Origin of the sequence: Idiomarina sp. OXR-189 (genome assembly GCF_034373425.1) — a bacterium.
GTDB lineage: Bacteria > Pseudomonadota > Gammaproteobacteria > Enterobacterales > Alteromonadaceae > Idiomarina > Idiomarina zobellii.
Genome location: NZ_CP139706.1, coordinates 2,309,859 through 2,334,872 on the forward strand (window position 1 = coordinate 2,309,859; position 25,014 = coordinate 2,334,872).

At 47.0% G+C, this 25,014-nt stretch carries 22 protein-coding genes; 11 read left to right on the top strand and 11 right to left on the bottom strand.

All coding sequences use genetic code 11. The features are described 5' to 3' along the window. Positions 1 to 30: 30 nt before the first annotated feature. The 3 genes from astD to UM402_RS11365 are packed head-to-tail and all read right to left on the bottom strand — an operon-like array spanning position 31 to position 3,760. Entirely contained in the window at positions 31 to 1,500 is a 1,470-nt protein-coding gene (gene astD / locus UM402_RS11355) for a succinylglutamate-semialdehyde dehydrogenase (protein WP_053954343.1), read from the bottom strand. Positions 1,501 to 1,515: 15 nt separating this feature from the next. Continuing rightward, positions 1,516 to 2,541: an arginine N-succinyltransferase gene (gene astA, locus UM402_RS11360; protein WP_058578423.1), complete on the bottom strand. Its 1,026-nt coding sequence runs from the start codon at positions 2,539 to 2,541 to the stop codon at positions 1,516 to 1,518. 16 nt (positions 2,542 to 2,557) lie between these two features. Next, positions 2,558 to 3,760: an aspartate aminotransferase family protein gene (locus UM402_RS11365; RefSeq protein WP_058578613.1), complete on the bottom strand. Its 1,203-nt coding sequence runs from the start codon at positions 3,758 to 3,760 to the stop codon at positions 2,558 to 2,560. A 335-nt stretch (positions 3,761 to 4,095) separates the two neighbouring features. Here UM402_RS11365 and UM402_RS11370 point away from each other — a divergent pair, with 335 nt between their 5' ends. Then, positions 4,096 to 4,800 carry a flagellar brake domain-containing protein gene (locus UM402_RS11370; RefSeq protein WP_058578424.1) on the top strand — a complete coding sequence of 235 codons (705 nt, stop codon included), beginning with the start codon at positions 4,096 to 4,098 and terminating at the stop codon, positions 4,798 to 4,800. Here the strand turns inward: UM402_RS11370 and UM402_RS11375 are convergent. The 4 genes from UM402_RS11375 to rpe form a co-directional block, all read right to left on the bottom strand. Continuing rightward, complete coding sequence (locus tag UM402_RS11375) at positions 4,797 to 5,969, bottom strand: HDOD domain-containing protein (RefSeq protein WP_058578425.1); 1,173 nt, start codon at positions 5,967 to 5,969, stop codon at positions 4,797 to 4,799. The two genes, UM402_RS11370 and UM402_RS11375, sit on opposite strands and share 4 nt — an antisense overlap. A 69-nt stretch (positions 5,970 to 6,038) precedes the next feature. Further along, positions 6,039 to 6,620 (bottom strand): anthranilate synthase component II, encoded by a 582-nt coding sequence (locus UM402_RS11380; protein ID WP_058578426.1) that lies wholly within the window; start codon positions 6,618 to 6,620, stop codon positions 6,039 to 6,041. A 9-nt stretch (positions 6,621 to 6,629) separates the two neighbouring features. Further along, positions 6,630 to 7,640, bottom strand: a complete 1,011-nt coding sequence (gene trpS / locus UM402_RS11385) for a tryptophan--tRNA ligase (RefSeq protein ID WP_058578427.1) — start codon at positions 7,638 to 7,640, stop codon at positions 6,630 to 6,632. A gap of 14 nt (positions 7,641 to 7,654) precedes the next feature. Continuing rightward, positions 7,655 to 8,329, bottom strand: coding sequence for a ribulose-phosphate 3-epimerase (gene rpe / locus UM402_RS11390; protein ID WP_058578428.1), 675 nt, complete (start codon positions 8,327 to 8,329; stop codon positions 7,655 to 7,657). Positions 8,330 to 8,463: 134 nt separating this feature from the next. Between rpe and UM402_RS11395 the strand changes: the two genes are divergently transcribed. Continuing rightward, on the top strand, positions 8,464 to 8,766 hold the full coding sequence (locus UM402_RS11395) for a hypothetical protein (RefSeq protein ID WP_058578429.1): 303 nt from the start codon (positions 8,464 to 8,466) through the stop codon (positions 8,764 to 8,766). A gap of 11 nt (positions 8,767 to 8,777) precedes the next feature. Next, positions 8,778 to 8,999, top strand: coding sequence for a DUF2970 domain-containing protein (locus tag UM402_RS11400; protein WP_058578430.1), 222 nt, complete (start codon positions 8,778 to 8,780; stop codon positions 8,997 to 8,999). Between the two features lie 135 nt (positions 9,000 to 9,134). Here the strand turns inward: UM402_RS11400 and prlC are convergent, their stop codons facing one another. Next, positions 9,135 to 11,177 (bottom strand): oligopeptidase A, encoded by a 2,043-nt coding sequence (gene prlC, locus UM402_RS11405; RefSeq protein ID WP_058578431.1) that lies wholly within the window; start codon positions 11,175 to 11,177, stop codon positions 9,135 to 9,137. A gap of 134 nt (positions 11,178 to 11,311) precedes the next feature. Between prlC and UM402_RS11410 the strand changes: the two genes are divergently transcribed. From UM402_RS11410 to UM402_RS11425, 4 genes are all read left to right on the top strand, one after another. Continuing rightward, the gene (locus tag UM402_RS11410) at positions 11,312 to 13,612 is read left to right on the top strand and encodes a S9 family peptidase (protein WP_058578432.1); all 2,301 of its coding nucleotides are present in this window, start codon (positions 11,312 to 11,314) and stop codon (positions 13,610 to 13,612) included. A 137-nt stretch (positions 13,613 to 13,749) separates the two neighbouring features. Further along, the gene (gorA, locus tag UM402_RS11415) at positions 13,750 to 15,102 is read left to right on the top strand and encodes a glutathione-disulfide reductase (RefSeq protein WP_058578433.1); all 1,353 of its coding nucleotides are present in this window, start codon (positions 13,750 to 13,752) and stop codon (positions 15,100 to 15,102) included. A gap of 181 nt (positions 15,103 to 15,283) precedes the next feature. Next, a complete protein-coding gene (locus UM402_RS11420) occupies positions 15,284 to 15,925 on the top strand; it encodes a hypothetical protein (RefSeq protein ID WP_053954631.1) in 642 nt (213 codons plus the stop codon). Next, positions 15,918 to 16,673, top strand: coding sequence for a DUF3307 domain-containing protein (locus tag UM402_RS11425; protein WP_053954632.1), 756 nt, complete (start codon positions 15,918 to 15,920; stop codon positions 16,671 to 16,673). The genes UM402_RS11420 and UM402_RS11425 overlap by 8 nt, the downstream gene beginning before the upstream one ends. On the opposite strand, the gene UM402_RS11430 is transcribed toward UM402_RS11425, so the two are convergent. Further along, positions 16,670 to 17,008 (bottom strand): YnfA family protein, encoded by a 339-nt coding sequence (locus UM402_RS11430; protein ID WP_058578434.1) that lies wholly within the window; start codon positions 17,006 to 17,008, stop codon positions 16,670 to 16,672. The two genes, UM402_RS11425 and UM402_RS11430, sit on opposite strands and share 4 nt — an antisense overlap. Before the next feature lie 31 nt (positions 17,009 to 17,039). On the opposite strand from UM402_RS11430, the gene UM402_RS11435 reads away from it, so the two are divergent. The 3 genes from UM402_RS11435 (at position 17,040) to UM402_RS11445 (ending at position 21,584) form a co-directional block, all read left to right on the top strand. Continuing rightward, a complete protein-coding gene (locus UM402_RS11435; protein ID WP_058578435.1) occupies positions 17,040 to 17,663 on the top strand; it encodes a hypothetical protein in 624 nt (207 codons plus the stop codon). Between the two features lie 81 nt (positions 17,664 to 17,744). After that, positions 17,745 to 18,617 (top strand): LysR family transcriptional regulator, encoded by an 873-nt coding sequence (locus UM402_RS11440; protein WP_058578436.1) that lies wholly within the window; start codon positions 17,745 to 17,747, stop codon positions 18,615 to 18,617. A gap of 93 nt (positions 18,618 to 18,710) precedes the next feature. Then, positions 18,711 to 21,584, top strand: coding sequence for an insulinase family protein (locus UM402_RS11445; protein WP_058578437.1), 2,874 nt, complete (start codon positions 18,711 to 18,713; stop codon positions 21,582 to 21,584). Positions 21,585 to 21,634: 50 nt separating this feature from the next. Here the strand turns inward: UM402_RS11445 and gdhA are convergent, their stop codons facing one another. Next, positions 21,635 to 22,987, bottom strand: a complete 1,353-nt coding sequence (gdhA, locus tag UM402_RS11450) for an NADP-specific glutamate dehydrogenase (RefSeq protein ID WP_058578438.1) — start codon at positions 22,985 to 22,987, stop codon at positions 21,635 to 21,637. A 68-nt stretch (positions 22,988 to 23,055) separates the two neighbouring features. Then, positions 23,056 to 24,246 carry a GGDEF domain-containing protein gene (locus UM402_RS11455; RefSeq protein ID WP_058578439.1) on the bottom strand — a complete coding sequence of 397 codons (1,191 nt, stop codon included), beginning with the start codon at positions 24,244 to 24,246 and terminating at the stop codon, positions 23,056 to 23,058. A gap of 137 nt (positions 24,247 to 24,383) precedes the next feature. On the opposite strand from UM402_RS11455, the gene UM402_RS11460 reads away from it, so the two are divergent. Beyond that, positions 24,384 to 25,013, top strand: coding sequence for a peroxiredoxin (locus tag UM402_RS11460; RefSeq protein WP_058578440.1), 630 nt, complete (start codon positions 24,384 to 24,386; stop codon positions 25,011 to 25,013). Position 25,014 lies beyond the last annotated feature (1 nt).

A 25,014-nucleotide genomic window follows, 5' to 3' on the forward strand; every position in this document is an offset into this window, starting at 1 on the left:
GCCCAACCGCTAAAGTAGCACAGATTGTGACTAGAATTTAAGTCCTGGTGCCAATGACTCAGGTAATGTCATGGTATCAGCTTCAACCGAAGCAACAGGATACGCACAGTAGTCAGCCGCATAGTAAGCGCTTGCTCTGTGGTTACCACTGGCTCCAATACCACCAAATGGCGCAGCGCTGCTCGCACCTGTAATTGGCTTGTTCCAGTTCACAATGCCTGCCCGAATGTGCTTAAAGAAGTAGCGATAGGTCTGCTCGTCATCACAAAGAACACCAGCCGACAAGCCATAACGCGTGTTGTTTGCTTCTTTAATTGCATCATCAAGCTCTTTATAACGATACACCTTTAACAGCGGACCGAAGTGCTCTTCGTCTTCAAGACCTTCAACACCCGTGACATCAACAATACCTGGTGTCACAAAGCCTTTTTTAGGGTCTTCCTGCTTCATACGAACCAGCGACTTGGCACCTTTATGCAAAAGCTCATTCTGTGCATCGACCATTTCGCCGGCAGCTTTAGCAGAAATCATTGCGCCCATGAATGGCTGAGGTTCTGCTTCATAGTCGTCAACCAGAATATTTTCAGTGACTTCGACTAAGCGTTTTAGTACCGCTCGACCTTGTTCTGAGTCTTCAATAAACAGGCGGCGCGCACAAGTACAGCGCTGGCCTGAGGTAATGAACGCAGACTGCACAATGTTGTGAACCGCCGCATCAATGTCCGAAACATTGGTCACTAACAATGGGTTATTACCGCCCATTTCCAGCGCTAAGATTTTATCCGGACGACCACCGAACTGTTTATGCAGTAGGTGTCCGGTATTCGATGAGCCGGTGAAGTACAAGCCGTCAATTTGAGGGTGTGCAGACAGCGCCTTACCCGTTTCAACTTCGCCTTGCACTAAGTTAAGAACACCAGCAGGTATACCCGCTTTTTCCCAAAGCTTAACGGTTTCCTGAGCGACCATAGGCGTTAGCTCACTGGGCTTAAAGACAATGGTATTACCGGCAATAAGTGCTGGTACTATGTGTCCGTTTGGCAAATGGCCTGGGAAATTATAAGGACCATAAACGGCAACAACACCGTGCGGTTTATGGCGGATAAAGGCTTTCGCGCCTGGCATTTCATTTTCAACCGTGCCCGTACGCTCATTATAAGCTCGCTCTGAAATTGCTACTTTTCCCATCATAGCGCCAACTTCTGTACGAGTTTCCCAAACCGGCTTACCGGTCTCTTTTGCCATGGTACGCGCTAAGTGCTCTTTGTTTTCTTCCAGTAACTCTGAAAACTTTTTACAAATAGCCAAACGCTCGTCGACAGACTTTTCAGCCCATTCCGGAAACGCTTGTCGAGCAGCCATAACAGCCTTTTCCACTTGGTTCGCGCTGGCCGATTCACCCGACCAAATGACTTCGTTACGAGCCGGGTCAACAGAATCGAATTTTTGGCCTTCGCCTGCTTCCCATGCTCCGTTAATAAACTGAATACTGTTTGTCATAAATTTAACTCCTGCTTAAAGTGCGACAATTCGTGCGTCGTCGCCGTCACTTAAATGCATCTTATCTGCTTGCTCTTTATCGAGAATCAGCTCATCTGCACCTTCTGCTAACAACAGTTTGGTGGCTCGAAAGTTTTCAAGCTGAGTATTACAGACAATATGTGGCACCGCTGCTTCAACTTCAGGTACTTGTTCTTTAACACTCACAGTTACCACTTTGCTGTTTCTTACACTGTTTAAGTTGCAGACCTCGGCTTCTACCGTTGGGCCAGCATCAAAAATATCGACAAAGCCACGGAAACGGAAACCTTCCGACTCCAGCAATTTAAGCGCTGGTCGCGTGTTGTCATGTACTTTTCCAATAACCGCACGAGCGTCTTCACTCAACAAGTTCGTGTAAATTGGAAAGCGTGGCATTAGCTCAGCAATAAAGGTTTTATCGCCAATACCGCTTAGATAATCCGCTTTTGGAAAGTCCATGGAAAAGAAATTATCTTCCAGCCAAGTCCAAAACGGCGAGTCACCATTGTCATCGGAAACCCCACGCATTTCTGCAATCACCCAGTCGCTGAAACGCTGTTTAAACTGAGCCAAAAACAACATACGGAAACGCGATAACGTACGACCGTTCATGTTGTGACGGTAAGGCTCGCGCAAGAACAAGGTGCACAACTCTGACACACCTGTGTAGTCATTACACAAGGTCAAAGTTTCCAATGCATTATAGATATTAAGTTTTTCTGAATGATGCACGACTTTACCGAGACGGTAATGCCAAAATGCTTCATCCAGACCCACCGCAGCTTCAATACCACTAACACCCGCGATGGTTCCGGTTTCGGTGTCTTCCATCACAAATAGGTAACTTTCATCACCCGGTGTTTCGACGTTCTCTTTTAGAAAAGCCTTTTGGGCACGATCAATACGGCGCTCTAGTAGCGACTGGTCGACGGGCAACGAGGTAAACCCGTGACCTGACTCAATCGCACACTGATACAAGGCTTCGTAATCTGACGGCTTAATGGGTCTGATTAGCAACATAAAAACGCCTCAGTAATTAACCGGCAACCTGAGCAACAGCTTTTTCAAAGCGTTGCAGGCCTTCTTTGATATCGTCTTCAGAAATAATGAGCGCTGGCGTGAAGCGCACAACATTTGCGCCTGCAATTAACACCATAACGCCATGCTCTTGACCGGCTAACAAGAATTCACGCGCTTTACCTTCGTATTGCTCGTTAAGTGCCGCGCCCAACAAGAGCCCCTGGCCACGAATTTCACTGAAGACGTTATACTTTTCATTGATGCGCTGCAGTTCTTCTTTGAAAAGCTGCTCGCGCTTTTTAACGCCATCCAGAGTTTCTTTGGTGTTCACAATATCGAATACCGCTTCAGAAACAGCACAAGCCAACGGGTTACCACCGTAAGTACTGCCATGCGTGCCTGGCTTCAGGTGCTCGGCAATTTCTTTGGTGGTTAGCATAGCGCCAATTGGGAAACCGCCGCCCAACGCTTTAGCAGAAGTCAAAATGTCAGGTGTTACGCCTAATTGTTCATAAGCATACAAAGTACCCGTGCGGCCAAAGCCTGTTTGAACCTCATCAAAAATGAGCAACGCGTTGTTCTGGTCACACAATTCGCGCACAGTTTTTACAAACTCGACGTCTGGCGCTACCACACCACCTTCACCTTGCAACGGCTCCATCATAACGGCACAAGTGTCGTCAGAAATAAGCGCTTTCAACGCTTCAGCGTCGTTATAGTCAACGTGCTCAACAGCGCCTGGTTTCGGACCGAAGCCGTCTGAGTAAGCCGGTTGGCCACCAACAGTTACCGTAAAGAAAGTACGACCGTGGAAGCCTTTAGTAAAAGCAATAATCTTTTGCTTATGTTCACCGTGCTTTTCAATCGCCCAGCGACGTGCCAATTTTAGTGCTGCTTCGTTGGCTTCTGCACCTGAGTTTGCATAATAAACGCGGTCTGCAAAAGTTGCATCGGTCAGCTTTTTAGCAAGGCGAATCGCCGGCTCGTTAGTAAATACGTTACTTAAGTGCCATAGCTTCTGACTTTGCTCTTGCAACGCTGACACCATTGCCGGGTGGCAATGACCTAAACAGTTAACAGCAATACCGCCAGCAAAATCTACATATTCGCGGCCGTCTTGATCCCACACGCGGGCGCCTTCGCCTTTAACCGGGATCATTGACGCTGGGTTGTAGTTTGGAACCATAACGTCGTTAAACATTTCGCGATTTACTGCCATTTTGTCTGTCATTACTCTCGTCCTTATCGCTCATGCGAATTAACAAAGGTGTCAACAAATGAATGTCTTGAAAAGGGCGCTATTATGCCAAAATTTGACCAGCTTGTCTGTGTTAATTCCTTTCAAAAGCCTTTTCATATCAGCATTTGGGGATTTATTGCGTTTTAACTGAATAGTTATGCTTAAGCGTGAATAGTCACTGAATCTTTACTCACACTTTTTCTGTAAATTTCTTTTTGTAAAATTTATTAACAACTCTGTATCATGAATTGCATTGCAATTTTTACCGTCTTCTTTTAGCCTGAGACTATTCGTATACAACTTCGGCAGATGTTATGGAAAAAGAGACATCGACACTACCAGAATCGTCGCAGCCTCATATGAAGCTCAATTACTTGCGCCCTGGCGATATGATAGATGTTGAATTTGCATCCGCCACCAAAGTGCGCACCAAACTGCAGCTCATTGGTTTTGATAGCGGTCGTTACCTTTTATTAAAACAACCTAACCCGAAAACCGATGGAAGCTACGTTGACGTTCTGTATGAAGGCAACCCAGTTGTTGTTCGTCTTGTCATAGAAGGCGAAGCCGGCGAGTGTATCGCTTTCAAAAGTAAGATACGGGCAGTAACTAACTTTCCTTTCCGGCTTGTTTATCTCGACTACCCTAAAGAAGTTGAGCAACGGGCGCTACGGGCGCAAAAACGCGTCAGCACTCACATTCCCGTTGATGTAACTTCCGCTGCTGTTCAAGCAGACGCCCGTAAAAAACTTGCCAGTGGCGTTATTGTGGATATTTCAACGGCAGGTTGCCGCATACTGTTCAAAGCACAGAGTAACGCAGGCAATGTGACGCACATGAACATTAAAATAAACATTGGCTCTGGCTCTCAACGAGAACCGTTAACTCTGTCCGGCCAAATTATGAACCAACGTAAAGAGGTTGGACGAATTGGTATCGGCGTTCGTTTCACCGATCCGGAAGAACATATAACAGAAGTGTTTAATCACCTGCTTATCGACACCGACTTCGAGTGTTAGTCAGGAACAATAATTGGTGGGCGTTTTAAACTAACGTTGTTCAACCTGGCCACCGTTTCCGCCGACACCGAATACTTGTTCAGTATGCGTTTGCCTTCTTCCAGGCTTGCTAAATCAACTTCTCTCATCATACGAAATTCGCAATACGCATTAGCCTGTGCCAATACCTCAGCATAGTCTGAGTCGTACTTAGGTGTTGTTCTATTCGCCTGAGTAAAAGCAAGTAAGTGCTTGCTAACTGGCACCCGTTTTAAACCCCAGCCCTCAGCAACCAGATAACTCACTTCTTTGTCTTTCTCTAACATTAAATCACGCAGGAAATGTTCGTCAGGCGTTAACTGCACCAAAGCGTTATGACGCTCCGGCGACTTGTCATTAACTGAGGCCATTGCAAACTCTCGCTGCACTTCATCAAACAACTTCAGATACAACTTAGTTAGCGCAATTTTGCCCAGTTCGTGAAACATACCCATGGTGTAAGCCAATATGGGATCTTTTAGTTTTCGCTCAACCGCAATGTTGTGCGCGGCAATAGCGGTACCTAATGAGTGATCCCACACCTTTCGACGGAACAAAGTGAACGGGTGAGTCGATGGCGGTAGCCAGTTTTGCATAATATAGGCAGGTGCCAACAAACGGAGGTTTTCAGTACCCACAAAGCTCATAGCTACCCGTAAATTATCGACTTTAACCTGTCGGTTACGGTCAATAAACGGAGGTTGGTTCACGGTACGCAGTAAACCAGTATGAAACCAGTCCATCCCCTGAACAAGGGACTCAATACGGCGCATAGACGCTGCTTTTAAGCTAAGCGTATCTAACAATTCGGGAAGTTTTTCGGGTAGAGGTATTAGGCGCTCTCGCACATAGTCGCCGTCTTCTATGGTTTCTAGTGCGCGATGATAAATTTCTTCATGCAGCTCTTCTGAGACCCTATCGGAGAAGCGTTGGCGCGCCTGCGCTTTTCGGTCACGCTCTTCGTAGTTTAAACGCTCTACCTCTAGTAGCTTACGACGTTGCTCTTTTTCTTCATCTTCGACCCCATCGGCTTTAGAACGGGCTTTACGAGCAAACGGAAAACTAATGAGATAGTTAATAAACCGTTTCTCCAGCCTTAGTGCGGGGTCTTTAGAACCACCTTCCGTGGTATTTGAGAAAAAGTGAAACATCGATGTTCGCCTATGAGTTTTAAAACAGCTTAAGTATCGGCGATTTCAGCGCCTGGCAACAGTTACCAATTATCGTATATAACGTAAAAAATTCGCTAATAGATTATGACCTTGCGTGGTCATAACCGATTCAGGGTGAAACTGAACACCAAAAAGCGGCCATTTTTTATGTCGAATAGCCATAATCTCCCGCTGGCCTGTCTCACTTTTGGTTTCGGCATCTACGACAAACTCTTGAGCTAATGTGTCAGGTTCAACAACCAACGAGTGATACCGGGTGACTTCCATCGGGGTTGGCAACCCCTCAAACAATCCCTGACTGTTGTGTGTCAGGTTAGATACTTTTCCATGCATCACCTGTTCAGCACGCACTACTGTTGAACCAAACACCTGTGCCAGAGCTTGGTGACCCAGACAAACACCTAAAATCGGAAGCTTATCTTTAAAGGCGGAAATAGCATCCAGCGACACGCCCGACTCATTGGGGGTGCATGGGCCAGGGGAGATAACCAAAGCCTCTGGGTTTAAGCGCTTGATGTCTGCTACGCTTATTTCGCTGTTGCGGAAAACCTCAACCGACTCACCCAGCTCGCAGAAATAGCGAGCCAGGTTATGAGTAAAAGAGTCAAAGTTATCAATGAGTACAATCATGTACCGGCGTTACGCTTCTGGGTAGGGCACAAATCCAACTGCGTTATAAACATCTTTTAAGGTTTTTGCGGCAGCTTCGCGCGCTTTGTCAGCGCCTTGCTTCATGACGCTTTGCAAAAAAGCCTGATCATTACGCATCTCATGGTAGCGCTGCTGAACGGGCTCAAGCATAGCAACTACTGACTCCGCCACATCGACTTTCAAATGCCCGTACATTTTACCTTCGTATTCAGGGACCAACTCGTCTATCGACTTGCCTGTTGCGGCAGACATAATGCTCAGCAAATTGGATACGCCCGGCTTTTCGGCAGGGTCAAAATAAATACGTGCTTGCTCGTCCGAGTCAGTAACCGCTTTCTTAATTTTCTTAAGAATTTTCTTGGGCTCTTCCAACAGACCGACAAAGTTATTTGGGTTGTCATCTGACTTAGACATTTTCTTGGTCGGGTCTTGCAGCGACATAACCCGTGCACCCACCTTTGGAATCATTGGCTCGGGAATCGTGAAAATGTCACCGTATAAATTGTTGAATCGCTCTGCGACATTGCGCGTCATTTCCAAGTGCTGCTTTTGGTCATCGCCCACAGGTACTTCATTAGCCTGGTATAGCAAAATATCAGCTGCCATTAGTGCAGGGTACGTAAACAAACCCGCATTGATATTATTCGCGTGACGTTGTGACTTGTCTTTGAACTGGGTCATGCGATTCAGTTCGCCCATTTGCGTGTAACAGTTCAACACCCAGGCCAACTGCGCATGCTCAGGTACGTGCGACTGAATAAAGACGGTACTTTTCTCAGGGTCTAAACCGCACGCCAAATAAAGCGCTAAACCGTCCAGCGTCGCCTGCTGCAGTTGTTCAGGTTCCTGGCGAACGGTTATCGCATGCTGGTCAACCAGCATAAACTTACAGTCATGCGTGTCCTGCATATTCACCCACTGACGCAAGGCACCAATATAGTTCCCAATAGACAACTGCCCTGACGGCTGACAACCACTTAATACAATTGGTTTCGACATTCTTTTTCTTTCCTCTACGAACCTGTTACTGCAGCAATTTCATCACGCATGGTCTGTATGACACTGGCATAATCATCCGCATTAAAAATAGCCGAACCGGCCACAAACATATCAGCACCCGCTTCTGCTATTTCACCAATATTTGAGACTTTAACACCGCCATCCACTTCTAAACGGATCTCGCGGCCACTGTCATCAATTCGCTTACGCACCGCCCGGAGTTTATCCAGCGTTGAAGGAATAAACGACTGTCCACCAAAACCCGGATTTACCGACATCAGCAAAATAACATCAACCTTGTCCATAACATGGTCTAAGTAATGCAAAGGTGTCGCTGGGTTCAATACCAGCCCAGCCTGACATCCATGCTCGTGAATGAGCTGCAAAGTACGGTCCACATGATCAGACGCTTCCGGGTGGAAGGTAATAATTGAAGCACCGGCTTTTGCAAAGTCAGGAATAATTCTATCTACCGGCTTAACCATTAAATGCACGTCGATAGGCGCCTTAATGCCGTAGTCTCGTAACGCCTGACAAACCATAGGGCCTATGGTCAGGTTTGGCACGTAGTGGTTGTCCATCACATCAAAGTGGACAACATCGGCGCCAGCGCTTAATACAGACTCAACTTCTTCTCCTAAGCGCGCAAAATCTGCGGACAGGATAGAAGGGGCAATTAATGGCTTCATCGTTATTTATCCCACGGTGTCAAAATAGGCGGCTATTGTAGCAGTTAACCCGAAACAAAAAAATTCGTATTGATAACTGGAATTTTTACAAAATCGCTGATAAATTGTTCAGTCTAATGCTTTTGGGGGACGTTATGCGCTTATCTATAGTTACTCTATCACTGACACTGATGGCTCTTGCCGCAGTTGCGACGGTAACGCCTAGCACATTGTTCGCCCAGCAAAATGCCACTCAGCAATGCCAGCAACTTCTGGCTGGTAGCGAAAACTCTCAGGCGAAAAAAGAATGTGGGCTGGCCACAGAGGAAGTCACCTGGGGTGACTGGCTAAAAGGCCACAGTCGTTCAGTGCAGTTCCACTTCTTCGACTTAATAGAGCTTTTTTCAAGCTCTAGCGACGCTCAAAAAGAACACTACAAAAACAATTACTCTCGTTAAGACGTCTATTAATGTCTGAACAGCAGGAAAACACACAACAAAAACCCGGCTTCATTAGCATGATTGTCAGCGTACTGGCGGCGTTTTTAGGTGTGCAAACCGAGAAAAACCGCCAACGAGACTTTCAACATGGAAACCCCAAAGCCTACATCATTATTGGCGTTATATTGACCATTCTGTTTGTTTTAGGCCTGGTTGGCGTTGTGAATCTAGTCATGGCATCCGCCGCATAACATTAGGGGCGCGAAGGTTGTGAGGGGTCTTCATGAGGACGCCCGCGAGTACTTCCCTGTAGGGCTTGAGTAGCGCCATCCATGGCGCTACACACCTCTTGAAGACCCCTCACAACCTTTAGAGCGCCCCAATAGCTATGCAGCCTTGATGCCACTATGACGTAGTAACGGTTCCACGCTAGGTTCGCGACCACGGAACTCCTGAAATAAGTCAGCAGCTTTACGACTGCCGCCGCGCTCCAGAATAACTTGCAGGAAGTCACGTCCGGTTGCGGCACTGAAAATGCCTTCTTCTTCAAAGCGTGCGAATGCATCTGACGACAATACTTCCGCCCATTTGTAGCTGTAGTAACCCGCCGCATAACCACCGGCAAAGATATGACCAAAGCTGTGCTGGAACCGATTGTACTCTGGCGGAATACGTACTGAGGTCTGCTCGCGAACTTCACTCAAAATTTCGCTGATACGCGCGCCTTTGCTTTCATCAAACTCGTGATGAATACGCATATCAAACAGCGAAAACTCTAGCTGACGCATCATTTGCATAGCCGACTGGTAGTTACGTGCCGCCAGCATTTTATCCAGCAGTTCCTGCGGTAATGGTTCTCCGGTTTCGTAATGGCCAGAAATAAGTGCCAGTGCCTCCGGCTCCCAACACCAGTTTTCTAAAAACTGACTTGGCAGCTCTACGGCATCCCATTCAACGCCATTAATGCCGGAAAGCCCAGCCGTATCGACCTGTGTCAGCATATGGTGCAGACCATGGCCAAACTCATGGAATAACGTCAGTACTTCGTCATGAGTAAAGAGCGCAGGCTTACCACCCACTGGTTTGCTGAAGTTACAGGTTAAAAACGCCACCGGGTTTTGTAGCTCACCGTCGGCATGAACCCGACGCCCAACAAAGTCTGCCATCCAGGCGCCGCCGCGTTTACCCTGGCGGGCATACAAGTCTAAATAAAAGCTGCCACGCAAGTGACCATCGGCGTCATGAATGCGGAAAAAGCGGACATTCTCATGCCAGGTTTTCACGTCTTTCTGCTCGCTAACCGTCATGCCAAACAAGCGCTTAACCACTTCAAACAAGCCATTTAGCACTTGTTGTTCCGGGAAGTACGGGCGCAGTAACTCATCGGAAATGGAATAACGCTGTTGTTTCAGTTGCTCACTGAAATACGGCACGTCCCAGGCCTCCATTTTCTCAACGCCTTGCTCTTTGGCAAAGGCTTCCACCTCAGCGTATTCTTCTTTTGCCTGCGACATCGACTTGTCAGCTAAGTCCTTCACAAAGCCCAGCACTTGCTCGGGTGACTCCGCCATTTTCGTTGCTAACGACATTTCGGCATAGTCATTAAAACCAAGCAACTTGGCCATTTCATGACGCAAAGCCAGGGTCTCATCCATCACTGCCGAGTTATCAAACTTACCACCGTTAGGGCCGGTTTCTGACGCTCGGGTCACAAAGGCCTGGTACATGTCCTTGCGAAGCTCACGGTCTTCGGCATACAGCATCACTGGCAGGTAACTGGGGATATCCAGGGTAAATAGCCAGCCTTCTTTTTCCTGATCCTCGGCTGTTTCTTTCGCCGCTTCTTTAATGCTGTCGGGCAACCCGGCTAAGCGACTTTCGTCCGTAATTAAACACGTCCAGGCGTGAGTCGCATCCAGCAAATTGTTGCTGAACGTCGACGACAAATCAGATAGGCGAGACGAAATTTCAGCGTAGCGTTTCTTTTTGTCCGCAGGTAAATCGACACCCGACAAACGAAAATCACGCAAGGTATCGTTAATGAGCTTCTGCTGAGCTTCGGTCAGCTCGGCAAATTCGTCACTGTTACGCAGCGTTTCGTAGGCATCAAACAAGCCTTTGTGCTGACCAACATAAGTTGCATAGTCAGACAGCAACGGCAGGCAGCTGTCATGGGCTTCACGCAACTCAGGCGTGCTGACAACCGAATTTAAATGCGACACCGGTGCCCACACGTGCTCTAACTTTTCATCAGCGTCGGTTAAAGGCTCAATTAAGCCGTTCCAGCTGAAATCTCCTCTCGCCAGCACGTCATCAATAGTTTGTCGCGCATCATTAATACATTGTTCTACCGCAGGTTTTACATGCTCTGGCTTAATGCTTTCAAAGTCAGGAAGCTGACCCTGTTCAAGTAAGGGGTTCTGGCTCATTATTACCTCAATTTTTTCAAAATGCTTACAGTGGATATTGGGGCTTTAGGCTAGTCTTCAAGCGAGTCCCGTGGTTTCTTATCGTATTTACGGTATTATTCCGTTGTTAATTATTCAGAATAAAGGTAAATGTCATGTCTGACACCTCTTTTCGAACATTACGCCTAGTCGCTGGCGCGGCGGCTTTTATGGCGCTAAGTGCTTGTAGTAGCTTCGACAGCGAACAAGCATCCGACGACACTGCGCAAACAGACGTTGCCGGTAGTCATCAGTTAACACCTGAAAAAATCTTTGCCAGCGACACCTTTAACGTTGAACGCCCCGCACCGACACGCTGGCTGGAAGACGGTTCAGGTTATACAACGCTGGAAGAGTCCGAGTCTGCCAATGGCCGAGATATTGTCCGTTATCATCCGGAAACGAATGAGCGTACTGTGTTAGTCAGCGCTGAGCAATTGACCCCAAACGGCGAAGACAAAGCGTTGCATATTGCGGACTACGTCTGGTCTGACGATGGCAACAAAGTATTAATTTTTACCAATACAAAACGCTCATGGCGCACCCATACGCTGGGCGACTATTGGGTCTTAAACCGCAGTAATAATGAACTGAAGAAACTTGGCGGTAACGCGCCAGAGTCGACGCTGCAGTTTGCCAAGTTTAACCCGCAGGGCACCAAAGTCGCTTATGTGATGCAAAACAACATTTACGTGCAGGACTTAAACAGCTTCCGCATTAGCAAGCTGACCAACGACGGTAGCGACACTATTGTGAACGGTACCTTCGACTGGGTGAATGAGGAAGAATTCTTCCTGCGTGACGGTTTCCGCTGGAGCCCGGACGGGCAACACATTGCCTACTGGCAACTTGATACCGAAGGCACGCCGGTGTTTACCATGATCAATAACACCGACGAACTGTACCCGACACTAAAAGAGTTTCCTTACCCGAAAGTCGGTGAAACCAACGCTGCTATGCGTATTGGTGTCATGCCGGCCAGTGGCGGCAAAACACAGTGGATGGATATTCCCGGCGACCCGCGCCAACACTACTTGGTACGCATGCAATGGGCCGGTAATAGTGAGCAACTGCTCATTCAGCAACTTACTCGAAAGCAGCACATTAACCGTGCTTTCATTACCGACATAGATTCCGGCAACGCACAGGAACTGCTGCGTGAGAGCACAGACTCTTGGGCCGAGTACGTCGATGACATTCACTTTTTGAATGACGGACAAGAATTTACCTGGCTAAGCGAACGCAGTGGTTATCGCCATATTTATCGTGTGTACCGTGACAGTGGTCGAATTAGCGCTATTACCCGCGGTAACTGGGACGTTGTCAATGTTTTGCGTGTCAACGAAGAAGACGGCTGGGTATATTTTATTGCGTCACCTGAAACGCCGTTAGAGCGTTATTTGTTCCGCGCCAGCTTAGACGGCAGTGGTCGCTTAGAACGCCTGACGCCGGACATGGACGGTACCCACAGCTACAGTATTTCGCAAGATGCCAAATACGCAGAGCATACCTTTCACTCTGTGAATCAGGTGCCTGTAACCAAGATGATTTCTCTGCCGGACCATAAGGTTATTCGTACGGTAGTGGACAACACTGACGTCCAAAAAGCGGTCCAAAACGTCGAGAAACAGCCAGTTGAGTTTTTCCGTGTGGAAGCGCGCGACGGCCTTGAACTGGATGGCTACATCATGAAGCCAACCGACTTTGACCCGAGCAAAGAATACCCTATTTTGTTCTACGTTTACGGCGAGCCCTGGGGGCAAACTGTGGCCAATAAATGGGGTGGTTCGTTGTATTTGTGGCACACCATGCTGACACAACAGGGCTATATTGTTGCCTCCATTGATAACCGTGGCACTAAGTCACCACGCGGCTTTGACTGGCGCCGTTCTATCTACAAAAACCTGGGCGTTGTTACCGTACGAGACCAGTATGACGCACTGCAACAGATGCTGGAACGCTGGGACTTTATTGATGAAAGCCGTGTTGGTATTTGGGGGCACAGTGGCGGTGGATCACAAACGCTTAATGCACTCTTCCGCTACCCAGACGCCTACCACATGGGTATGGCGCTGGCACCAGTACCTGACTTAACCTTGTACGACACCATTTATCAGGAGCGTTACTCCGGGTTATTGCCGGAATCAGCAGAGCGCTACAAAGAGACCTCGGCAATTACACACGCCGAGAATCTGGAAGGTGACTTATTGTTAGTGCATGGCACAGGCGACGACAACGTCCACTTCCAGGGCAGTGAGCGCTTAGTTAACGAACTGATTAAACACGGTAAGCAATTTGAGTTTTTCGCTTATCCGAACCGCTCGCACGGTATTTACGAGGGTGAAGGCACCACTTTGCACCTGCGCACCATGATGACCGAGTTCATCAAAGAGCATTTACCAGCAGGTGGTCGTTGAGAGCTATGCTGTAAACTGATCTTTCGATTACCGCTATCGGTATAAAAAACGTGAAACCCCGTGTCTTTATTTGCAAGATACGGGGTTTTTATTCAAGATATGCGCAGTTTTTGAATTAAGCACAGGAGTTAAGCAGTATGAGCAGACATTATGACTATCTGGCGATAGGTGCCGGCAGTGGCGGTATTGCCTCAGCCAACCGTGCCGCCATTCGTGGTGCAAAGGCCGCCGTTATTGAAGCAAAATTTGTTGGTGGTACCTGCGTAAACGTGGGTTGTGTACCTAAGAAAGTCATGTGGTATGGCGCTCATATTGCCGAAGCCGTTAAATACTCACCTTCGTATGGTTTTAATCTGGAGCAGAAAGGCTTCGACTGGGCAACTATGGTGAAAAACCGTGAAGCCTACATTGAGCGCATTCATGGCGGCTACCATCGTGGTTTCCAAAGCAACGGCGTTGAGTTCATTGAAGGCTTTGCCAAATTCGTTGACCACCAAACGGTTGAAGTTAACGGTGAGAAAATTACCGCTGACCATATTACCATTGCTACCGGCGGCCGCCCGATGATCCCTGAAATTCCGGGCGCAGAGCACGGTATCGACTCCGACGGCTTTTTCGCATTAACGGAACAACCTAAAAAAGCCGCCGTTGTGGGTGCTGGCTATATTGCCGTTGAAATTGCCGGTGTATTCCACGCGTTAGGAACGGACACACACTTACTGGTACGTCGTGATAGACCTCTGCGCACCTTTGATAAAGACATTACCGACGGCTTGCTGGAGCGCATGAAGCAGGACGGCCCTGAACTTCATACCGAAACAACAGTACGTGAAGTAGCTAAACAGGATGACGGTACCCTAACGTTGCACTTTGAAAACGGCAAAACAATGGAAGGCGTGGATTGCCTGGTATGGGCCATTGGTCGCGTGCCGTCCACCGACAACATTAACCTGGAATGCACTGGTGTCGAGCTCGACAAAGACGGCTTCATTCAGGTCGATAAATTCCAGAACACCAACGTACAGGGCATTTATGCGGTCGGTGATAACACCGGCGCAGCAGCGCTAACACCGGTTGCGATTAAGGCAGGCCGTCAATTAGCAGAGCGCCTATTTAACAACATGCCAAACGCGCACATGGACTACGAAAATATTCCTACCGTTGTGTTCAGTCATCCAACCATTGGCACTGTTGGTTTGAGCGAAGAAGACGCTAAACTGAAGTTCGGTGAAGAGAATATTACCGTTTATAAGTCTTCGTTCGCGGCTATGTACAACGCTGTCACCCCACACCGCGCCCTCAGCTACTTTAAGCTAGTTTGCCACGGTAAAGAGGAAAAGGTAGTTGGCATTCACGGCATTGGCGAAGGCATGGATGAAATTTTACAAGGCTTCGCAACCGCGCTGAAAATGGGGGCTACGAAAGCTGATTTAGATTCTACTGTAGCTCTGCACCCTACTAGCGCGGAAGAGTTCGTCACGATGCGCTAGCCTTAGGTTTTAAGCCCTCTGAAAGAGTCAGGGGGCTTTCTTCCCCCAAAGACTGCCGCACCATCCAAAAAACCGCTTTAATGTAACTAAATTCAGTTACATTTGAAAAAGTAACTGAAAACGGTTACATTCTTAAATGTAACTATAATCAGTTACTTTTCTGAGTTATTTGGGCAATCATATGAAAAAGCATGTTATAGCAGTTATCACAGGCGATATCGTTGACTCACGAAGTTTGAGTTCAGCGCATTATGATGAGCTACTAAAACAGCTTAAGAACGAGCTGACGACCTTTGAAGCAAGCAACAAAGCTACTTTCGACATCTACAGGGGGGACTCTTTTCAAATCACCTTCTTTTGCCCCTGGGAAGCGTTAAAAGCAGCCATACTGATTCGTCTTAGGCTCAAATCTAATAATTATAAAATCGACGTGCGTCAGAGTATCGCCATCGGTAACGTAAAAGATCTTAGAGAGGATGTGAAAACCTCTACCGGGCAAGCCTTTATCTTATCAGGCAAACACCTAGATGAAATGAAGTCACACCGCCTCGTTTTCAGCTCCGAAAACAAGCTACTGAATCGCCATATTCCTATTGTTGTGAAGTTACTCGACACTCATCTCAGTTCCTTGACACCCATGCAAGCTGAAGCGCTCTATTTATATTTACTAGATGACTCACAGACACACGCCGAGCTTGCAAATAAGTTGGGAAAAAGTCGCGCTAATACCACAAAAATCCTTAATAGCAGTGAATACTTGCTCGTTGCTGACTCAATTCAATATTTTGAAACACTGGTTCATGAGGAGCTCAATCATGATTGATCATTTTGTCATACTGGCCCTGTTAATTTTGGCTCATGTTGTCGGTGACTTTTATTTGCAAACCAGCCGCAGTATAAAAAGTAAGTCTTCTCAAGGGGCTAAAACCTCAATACTGGCAAACCTGCGGCACGCAGCCTCTCACACCCTTCTTGCTCTTATCGTTTTGTTATTTACCTCAAGCTTTGAGTTCACTCTGATATGGGCAAGTTTAGTGATCGGCGGCACTCACTTCGTGATTGACCTCATTAAGTCACACTTGCCTAAATGCAAAGGTTCGCTACTCTGCTTTAACGTCGATCAGTTGCTACATTTCATTGTCATTCTCAGTGTCTGGGCATACCTGTTCGGCTACTTTGCCTTTATCAATGTCGACACACTACGACACGCGATCACGTTGGAGTTTGTCGCAATCACACTTTCTTACCTGCTGATTTTAAAACCAACTTCTATTGTTATTCAGTTCGTACTTAAGCCTTGGCGTTTATCAAATAATACCGACAGCTATAGTCAGGGCAGCGAAGAATCGCTGGACAAAGCAGGTTCCTTAATTGGAATTTTAGAGAGATTTATTATTTTAACGCTTATTTTGATGAACCAATTTACCGCTATTGGGTTCGTTATTGCCGCAAAATCAATTCTGCGATTTAAAGACGAGAGCAAACATGAATACGTCCTTCTAGGAACAGTCACTAGCCTCTCCATTGTTTTACTCATAGGCTTAATCACCCAGTCAATATTGGCATACTAATGATTCCATCCTGCAGCTATAATCGCCATACCGGTTAAAGTAAAAGCAGCACCCACAGCATCGTACATAGACAGCGACGCCCCTTCCACGGCTTTTAACCAAAGCAACGCAGTTACGACATACACCCCACCATAAGCAGCATAAACTCGGCCACTTTCCGCTGGGTGTAAGGTAAGTAACCAGGCAAACAGAGCCAAACTAATTGCCGCAGGTATCAATAACCATGCACTTCCATCTTTTTTCAACCACAGGTAAGGTAAGTAGCAGCCTACAATTTCAGCAATAGCGGTTATAAAAAACAGTCCGAGCGTTTTAGTGACTAACAAAGCAGACATAGTCAGCGCCTTTAGATAGGGAAATTAAATTATGCGTTCTACTATAAAAGAAATAATGACACACAACACTTTTCTCTTCAGTTGCTTCTTAGCTCTTACTCTGCTCTCTCTGAGCGTTGCTAATGCCGCACCAATAGAGTCCGAGTGCAGTTATGACAAAGAAAAAATGCTGGAACTAAGCCCCAGAGCGTTTGATCAAAACTATGACGAAGGTTGGCCTTCATTAGTTAAAAATGGAGAATGCCTGAAGCCAGCGGCTGATCTTATCCACCTCTATTACACAAAGAACAAAGTCTCGGAAGGCGCCATGAGAACATTGGTATGGCACGAAGGGCAACTTCGCGCTGAAACGGGGCAATATCAACGCGCTATTGAGCTAATGGAGAAGGCAACCAAACCTGCTGAAAAAGACGGTTCCGGATGGAATCATTACGTTAACGCAACAATCGCGTTTTTAGAGTCCGATTTAAATAAACTGAAAGCCTACAGGGAAAAGCTGGCTATGGTTCCAAAACCCGCCGGATTTAACCCCAGAGATGCACAAGGAAACCCTGTCGACGTGCCGTGGCCGCCTAATTTAAGTATCGTTGATAGCTTTATTCGCTGCTTTGGCAAAACTTACGCTGAAGTCTATGCTGGGTGCCCTAAAGAATAAATATCAATGTTTGGCAAGTATATCCAACCCACCCAAAGCATAATATCATCCTAGCTAACACATATAGCAAGAGACGGACTAATGGCAAAATCGACTCTCGAACAATGGCGGATGTTTAAAGCTGTAGCTGACCACGGTGGTTTTATGCAGGCGGCTCAGCAGGTGCACAAAAGCCAGTCGAGCATTCATCATGCTGTTAATAAAATGGAAGAGCAGTTAGGTGTTAATTTGTTTGAGGTCGATGGCCGCAAAACGGTGTTAACCCATGCTGGCAAACTCTTGCTACGCCGTATTAATTATCTGCTGTCAGAAGCTGAGCGCTTTGAAAATGTCGCTCAGAATCTGAAAGAGGGAGTGGAGTCGACGCTTAGCATTGCTGTCGATGAAGCTTTCCCGAAAGAAGTGCTGTACGAAGCGTTAGAAAAAGTCTCGGAAGAGTTTCCGCTGGTGCACATAGAGGTTATTGAAACCATATTAACGGGTGCTGATGAGTTGTTACGTAAAGGTCTCGCTACCGTATCACTGTCACCTTTTATGCTTGATAACGAACTGAGCGAGGCGCTTAGCGACGTTACCTTTGTTGCGGTATGCGGTACCAATCACACGCTTGCGTCAAAAGCGTCTGTCACTCTTGAAGACTTAAAGAACAGCCGTCAAATAGTACTGCGAGACTCAGGTATAGAAAAAAGCTCTGACATTGGTTGGCTGGGTTCTGAGCAGCGCTGGACGGTCAGCCACTTAACCACGTCCGTTGAGCTTATTCGCAAGAACCTGGGCTTTGCCTGGTTGCCTGAATCGGCGGTAAATGCGCATATTGAAGAAGGCAGTTTGGTGACTTTAAACCTCGAACGCGGCGCTACCCGCTCTATGCCTATTTATCTGAATTTCGAAGACGCGGACAGTGTCGGTCCTGTTGCCAGAAGCTTTATTGGTCACATTCGCTTTCTGACTTAAACACTCTGTTACAAATTACTAACAAAATAACTTCAAGCCTCCGGAGCGCCCGAGTATCATCTAGACATTAGATGAATAAAAGGGACCTCCAATATGAAAAAGTTATTACTTGCGAGCGCTATTAGCTCTGCTTTATTGCTAGCTGGCTGTGGTCAAACAGTTACAGAAACTCCAAACGTTCAAAGCGCTGTTGCCGGTGAGGTAATAAAAAGTCCGAACGACGAACGTGACTATCGCGTTCTTAAACTCGATAACAACATTGAAATTATGCTGGTGTCAGACCCTGACGTTGATAAATCAGCAGCATCTTTAAGTGTTGGCGTCGGTCTGTTACAAGACCCTAAATCACAACAAGGCATGGCCCATTATCTGGAGCACATGTTGTTTTTGGGTACCGAGAAATACCCGGACACCAACGGCTACAGCGAGTTTATGAGCAATAATGGCGGCAGCCAGAACGCTTCGACCTGGCTCGACGTTACTAATTATATGTTCAAAGTGAACAATGACGCTTACGACGAAGGTCTGGACCGCTTCTCAGACTTTTTCAAAGCACCTAAACTGTATCCAGAATATGTGGATAAAGAGCGTAATGCAGTCAACGCCGAGTGGTCGATGCGCCGTGAAATGGACTTCTTTGGTCAATTTAAACTCGGTCGGTTGTTGCTTGGTTCACACCCTTCCAATCGATTTCTTATCGGCAACCTTGAAAGCCTCAGCGACAAAGAAAACAGTCAGCTGCATCAGGAAACTGTCGACTTCTATAACCGTTTTTATTCGTCAAACATTATGAAAGTGGCGATGATAAGCAACCGTTCGCTTGATGATATGGAAGCGCTAGCACGTAAGCATTTTGCCAGTATTGAAGACGACGGTATCGACGAGCCAGAAGTTTCCGCACAAATCAACTTTGACGATGTTGGTAAAAAACGCATTCATTACGTGCCTAATGAGGACGTTAAACAGCTGAAGCTTGAGTTCATCATAAACAACAACCAAGACCAGTTTAAGGTGAAGCCTAACCGTTACGTTAGCTACTTGTTAGGTTCAGAAATGCCAGGCACACCCGCTCAGCAACTGAAAGAAGCAGGCCTTATTGCCAGTTTAAATGCATCAGCACAGCCTAATTTCTACGGTAACTACGGAGTTATGCGTTTAGACATTGAGCTCACCGATAGCGGCATGCAGCAGCGTGAAGAGATTGTCGCGTTAATTATGCAATACATCGACAAAGTCCGTGCGGAAGGCGTCGACGAAAAGTATTTCAATGAAATAAAAACCAGCTTGAATAACCGCTTCCGGTTTTTAGAGAAAGGCGACGAGTTTGGTTATGTCTCCAACCTTGCGGAAGCCATGCAAAACTATCCGGCTGAATATGCTATTAGTGCGCCTTACGAATACCAAGAGTTTAACCCTGAAGCTATTCGTTCAGTGCTTTCTCAATTAACGCCTGAGCGTTTGCGTGTTTGGTACATCAGTCAGGATGAGCCGCATGACAGCGAACTTGACTACTACGATGGCAAATACAAAGTAGCGAACATAACTGCCGAAGAAATTGCTAGCTGGAAACAAGACCCCAAAATGGCAATTAACCTGCCTAAAGTGAATACGCTTCTGCCGGAGAGCTTCGAGGTTAAGAAAAACGACGCGTTTGAGAAGCCTCAGGTGGTTATTGACGAGCAAGGTCTGCAAGTATGGCAATACCCAAGCCAGCTGTATAGTGACCAGCCACGCGGCATTTTTAACGTTCAAATTAATAACCCTGCGACACTGCATGATATTAAAGCGAACGTTCTAGGCGCTTTGTGGAAAGATTTGTACAACATGAACGTCAGTGCCCTGGATACAGAGGCGAACATAGCTGGCATGAACTTGAGCTTAAACGATACAACGGGCATGACGTTAACCGTGTCAGGCTTTACCGATAAACAGCCACAGTTGCTTGAGCGTGCTATTGAAGGTTTAAGCTTTGAGGTTGACCCACAAGCCTTTAAACAAGCCGTTGACCGCTATGTTCGTGCACTGAAAAACAAAGGTCAGCAGTTCCCTATTTACCAGAGCTTCGATGCGTACGGGCAGCTAATTCGCGAAGGTGGTTTTGAGCAGTCAGATTTAATCAACACGGCTCAATCGCTCAGCAATGAAGAGTTAGAAGCTTATATGGACACTCTGTTAGGTAATAACTCCATTCGTGTGTTTGCGTTTGGTAACTACGACAAGTCCGATTTAACAGAAGCCGCTGAGCGCGTTAAAGCAAGCTTGCCCAATGACCGTAACATCACTGATTTTGAAACGGCAAAATTCTGGAAGCCACAGTCAAATAAAGCGGTTGTATTGCACAAAGATCTCGAGGTTGCCGACGTCGCTTTAGTGGATGCACACATTCATCCAGAGCCAGGTTTCAAAGCCCAGGCAGCGGGAACAGTATTGCAAAGCCACTTCCGCACGGCAGCCTTTGATACTTTGCGTACCGAAGAGCAGCTGGCTTATGCCGTCGGCGCTTTTGCGCCATCGCTTGACCATTACGCAGGCTTTGGTCTATACATTCAAACGCCAGTTAAGAGCGTGGCGGATATGCAGGCGCGTTTTGACAAGTTCAAAGACGAATACTGGACGCAACTTGAGAAGATGACTGAAGACGAGTTCGCTCAGTTAAAACAAAGTGCGCTGGTAACGTTAAAAGAAACGCCGAAGAATATGCGCGAAGAAGTCGCTCCAATATTGTCAGACTTAGCGCTTGAACGTTATGACTTTGACAGTAAAGAGCAACTGATTAATGCCGTCGAGAACACGACGCTGGCAGACGCTAAAGCATTCTATAAAGATACGTTAATGAATCCAGACTCTGCCCGTATTTCCGTGCAGCTCCGCGGCACTAAGTTCGCAGACGAACCTTATGCAGACTTACCGAATCAAACGGTTGTGGAAGATCTCGCAGAGTTTCACCAAGCTATGGAGACTCAATAATTTGGGATCATAATAGGGTGGTCACTGCTGACCACCCTATTCAGTTTCTTTTAAACCACACCTTGTTCAATCATAGCATCGGCTACTTTTCGAAAGCCGGCTACGTTGGCACCCAGTACCAGGTTTGACGGATGGCCAAATTCCTCGGCGGTGCGTTTCGCGTCTTTGAAAATATTACGCATAATGCCTTTGAGCTTTTCATCCACTTCTTCGAAGGTCCAACGCAACATACTGGCGTTTTGCATCATTTCCAGCTGGCTCGTGGCCACACCACCGGCGTTCGCAGCTTTGCCCGGACCGTAAGCGGTATTGCTTTCAATGAATAAGTCGACCGCTGCTTGGGTTGACGGCATATTGGCGCCTTCCACCACATATTTGCATCCGTTTTCCAGTAAGGCTTGAGCATCCTTTTCGGTCAGCTCATTTTGAGTCGCGCACGGAAGTGCGATGTCACCTTTATAACGCCAGACGGTATGACCATCTTCCGGATAATCATCTCTTGGAGTGTACTCGGCGTTACTATGAGTCTCTAAATACTCCTCCAAACGCCCGTTTTGCTCTTCTTTTATGCGTTTTACTAAGTCTAAGTCGATGCCGCTGTCATGGTAAACGGTGCCACTTGAGTCACTGCAAGTCACTGGTTTAGCACCAAGTTCGTAGAGCTTTTCTATCGCATAAATAGCGACATTACCAGAGCCCGATACCAAGCAGCGTTTACCTTCTAATGAGTCGTCTTTATCGTCCAGCATGCACTCGGCAAAATACACTGCACCATAACCCGTCGCTTCTTTACGAACGAAGGAGCCACCCCAGAGCGTGCTTTTCCCCGTAAGAACACCGTCGAATCGATTCGCTAAGCGTTTATATTGGCCAAACAGATAGCCGATTTCCCGTGTTCCGACACCAATATCCCCAGCAGGCACATCTGTATTTGGACCAATGTGGCGATACAGTTCGCTCATAAACGATTGGCAAAAACGCATGATTTCAGCGTCCGACTTACCTTTAGGATCAAAGTTGGAGCCTCCCTTACCGCCGCCAATAGGCAGGCCTGTCAGCGCATTCTTAAATATTTGTTCAAAACCAAGAAACTTTATAATTCCGGCATTAACGCTTGGATGAAAGCGCAAACCGCCTTTGTAAGGGCCTAATGCCGAGTTAAATTCAATACGGTAGCCTTTATTGACCTGTATCTGGCCGTTGTCATCAACCCAGGGCACGCGAAACATCACTTGCCGCTCAGGCTCAACCAAACGTTCAATAATAGCTTGCTCTCGATATTTCGGACGTTCTTCCAACAAAGGCTCTATCGACTCAAGTACATCCTCCACTGCCTGATAAAACTCTGACTGCGCAGGGCTGGTTTGCTTTAAAGTCTCGATAGTGTCTTTTATATAGCTCATGTGCGCCTCTGTAATTTGAAACTTATCTCTTTAACGTACTCCGTTAAATTTAGATCGCCAAGCGCTTCTTAGTGTTTCAGAACAACCCGATTCCGCCCGGCTTTTTTCGCGGCGTAGAGGTTTTCATCCGCCCGCTTGAGAATACTATCGGGGGTATCGGTTGGTAGCTTAGTCGTTGCGCCTAAGCTGATAGTCACTTTAACGGCCTTTTTGTTACTTTGCTTGCCTCGCTTTTCTTTGCCTTTGCTTGTTGTTTCAGGTCTTGATGGGTCTCTCAATGTGAGTGGATAATTAGCCACTTTTGAGCGAACGGTTTCCAACACATCTTTCAGTTTTTCTTCGTTATTGTGTGAAAACACCAGAGTAAACTCCTCTCCCCCGTAGCGGTAGGCTTTGAAACCGCTAACGCTCTTTAATATGCTGCCTAATAACCGAAGTACCTGGTCGCCCACTTCGTGCCCGTAGCGGTCATTAAATTTTTTAAAATGGTCAACGTCCAACATGCACACGGCACTGCGCTTGCGTAAATGCTGCAATTCACTCATGAGTGCTCGGCGTTGCGGTAACCCGGTTAGCTCATCTATGTATGCTAGCTTTAGCATTCGGTCAGCCAGAGCCAACAGCAGGCTGCCGGAAATAGCAAGTGCGGCCCAAGTCGAAGCGTCAGTTTGTTCAATGCCAACAACAAAGATCATGAAAGCCAACCAGGCAACTAACTGACTCCACCGGAATGCTGATGCATTTTTATAAAGCAAAACGGTTGCCCAAATACCCCCCATTGCTATCATCCACAGCGATAAACCTACGCCAGGTAATTCACCAGAAAGGCTTAACATTTCGGTTGGGTTAAGAATAGCCAAAGCAGCAGCCACCGGTGCTGTTAGCAATAACAATGGCGACAAACCAACTGCGGCAAGTAACAAGAAGCCTCTCGGTGAAAGTAACACCGGCAATTTTATAAACACCAACAGCAACGCCGTTAGCGACAGCCAAACAGGCAGCGCTTCATACAAAACAGAAACATGCTGCTGGCTCAGTGGCTGCTGTAAACCCAATTGAATTAACGCGTAAAAGCCTGCGGTCCAGGCACACCAGTAAAGCCATTGCCACTGCCTGAAAAACCCGGCAATGAGGGTTACTAACCCTAAAGACGCTATAACACTTTCAGGCACAGGCAAGATGACGTCAGCCAACACTGTCGGGGCAAAAAAGCCCAGCACAACCCAAACCACCAGCGGCAAAAACACGACTAAGGACAAAAGCAACTCCTACTAATAACTCAACCGTCTAATGTAGAAAAAAAGATTATAAGTTAACCGCCTTGCAAAGCGGTTAATCGGCTACTATTTAAAGGTTATCGACTTTCGTCTCAAAAAGACACTTTAGGAGCAACAACATGACATTACGTATTGGCGATACCGCCCCGGATTTTACTATCGATACTACAGAAGGCCCCATTAAGTTTCACGACTGGGCCAAAGGCTCTTGGGTCTTTTTCTTCAGCCATCCGGCCGACTACACCCCGGTCTGTACAACAGAAATGGGTCGCACCTCACAATTAGCGCCGGAATTTGAAAAGCGCAATGTGAAACCACTGGGCTTATCTACTGACTCAGTTGACGCACATAAAGGCTGGATAAACGATATTAACGAAACTCAGAATACCGTTCTGGAGTTTCCAATTGTTGCCGACAAAGAGCTGGAAGTGGCGCAAAAATACGACATGATTCACCCAAACGAAAGTGCGACAGCAACGGTTCGCTCGGTATTTATTATCGACCCGAATCAGAAAATTCGTCTCATTATGACCTACCCAATGACGGTTGGCCGTAATTTCAACGAAATTCTGCGCGTTATTGATGCATTGCAAACAACTGATCGCGAAGAAGTAGCCTGTCCTGCTGACTGGACACCTGGCGACTCTGTCATTATTCGTCCCAATGTCAGCGATGAAGACGCTAAAGAGAAGTTCCCACAAGGCTGGAAAACCGTGAAGCCTTACCTGCGTCTAACAGACATTAAATAAC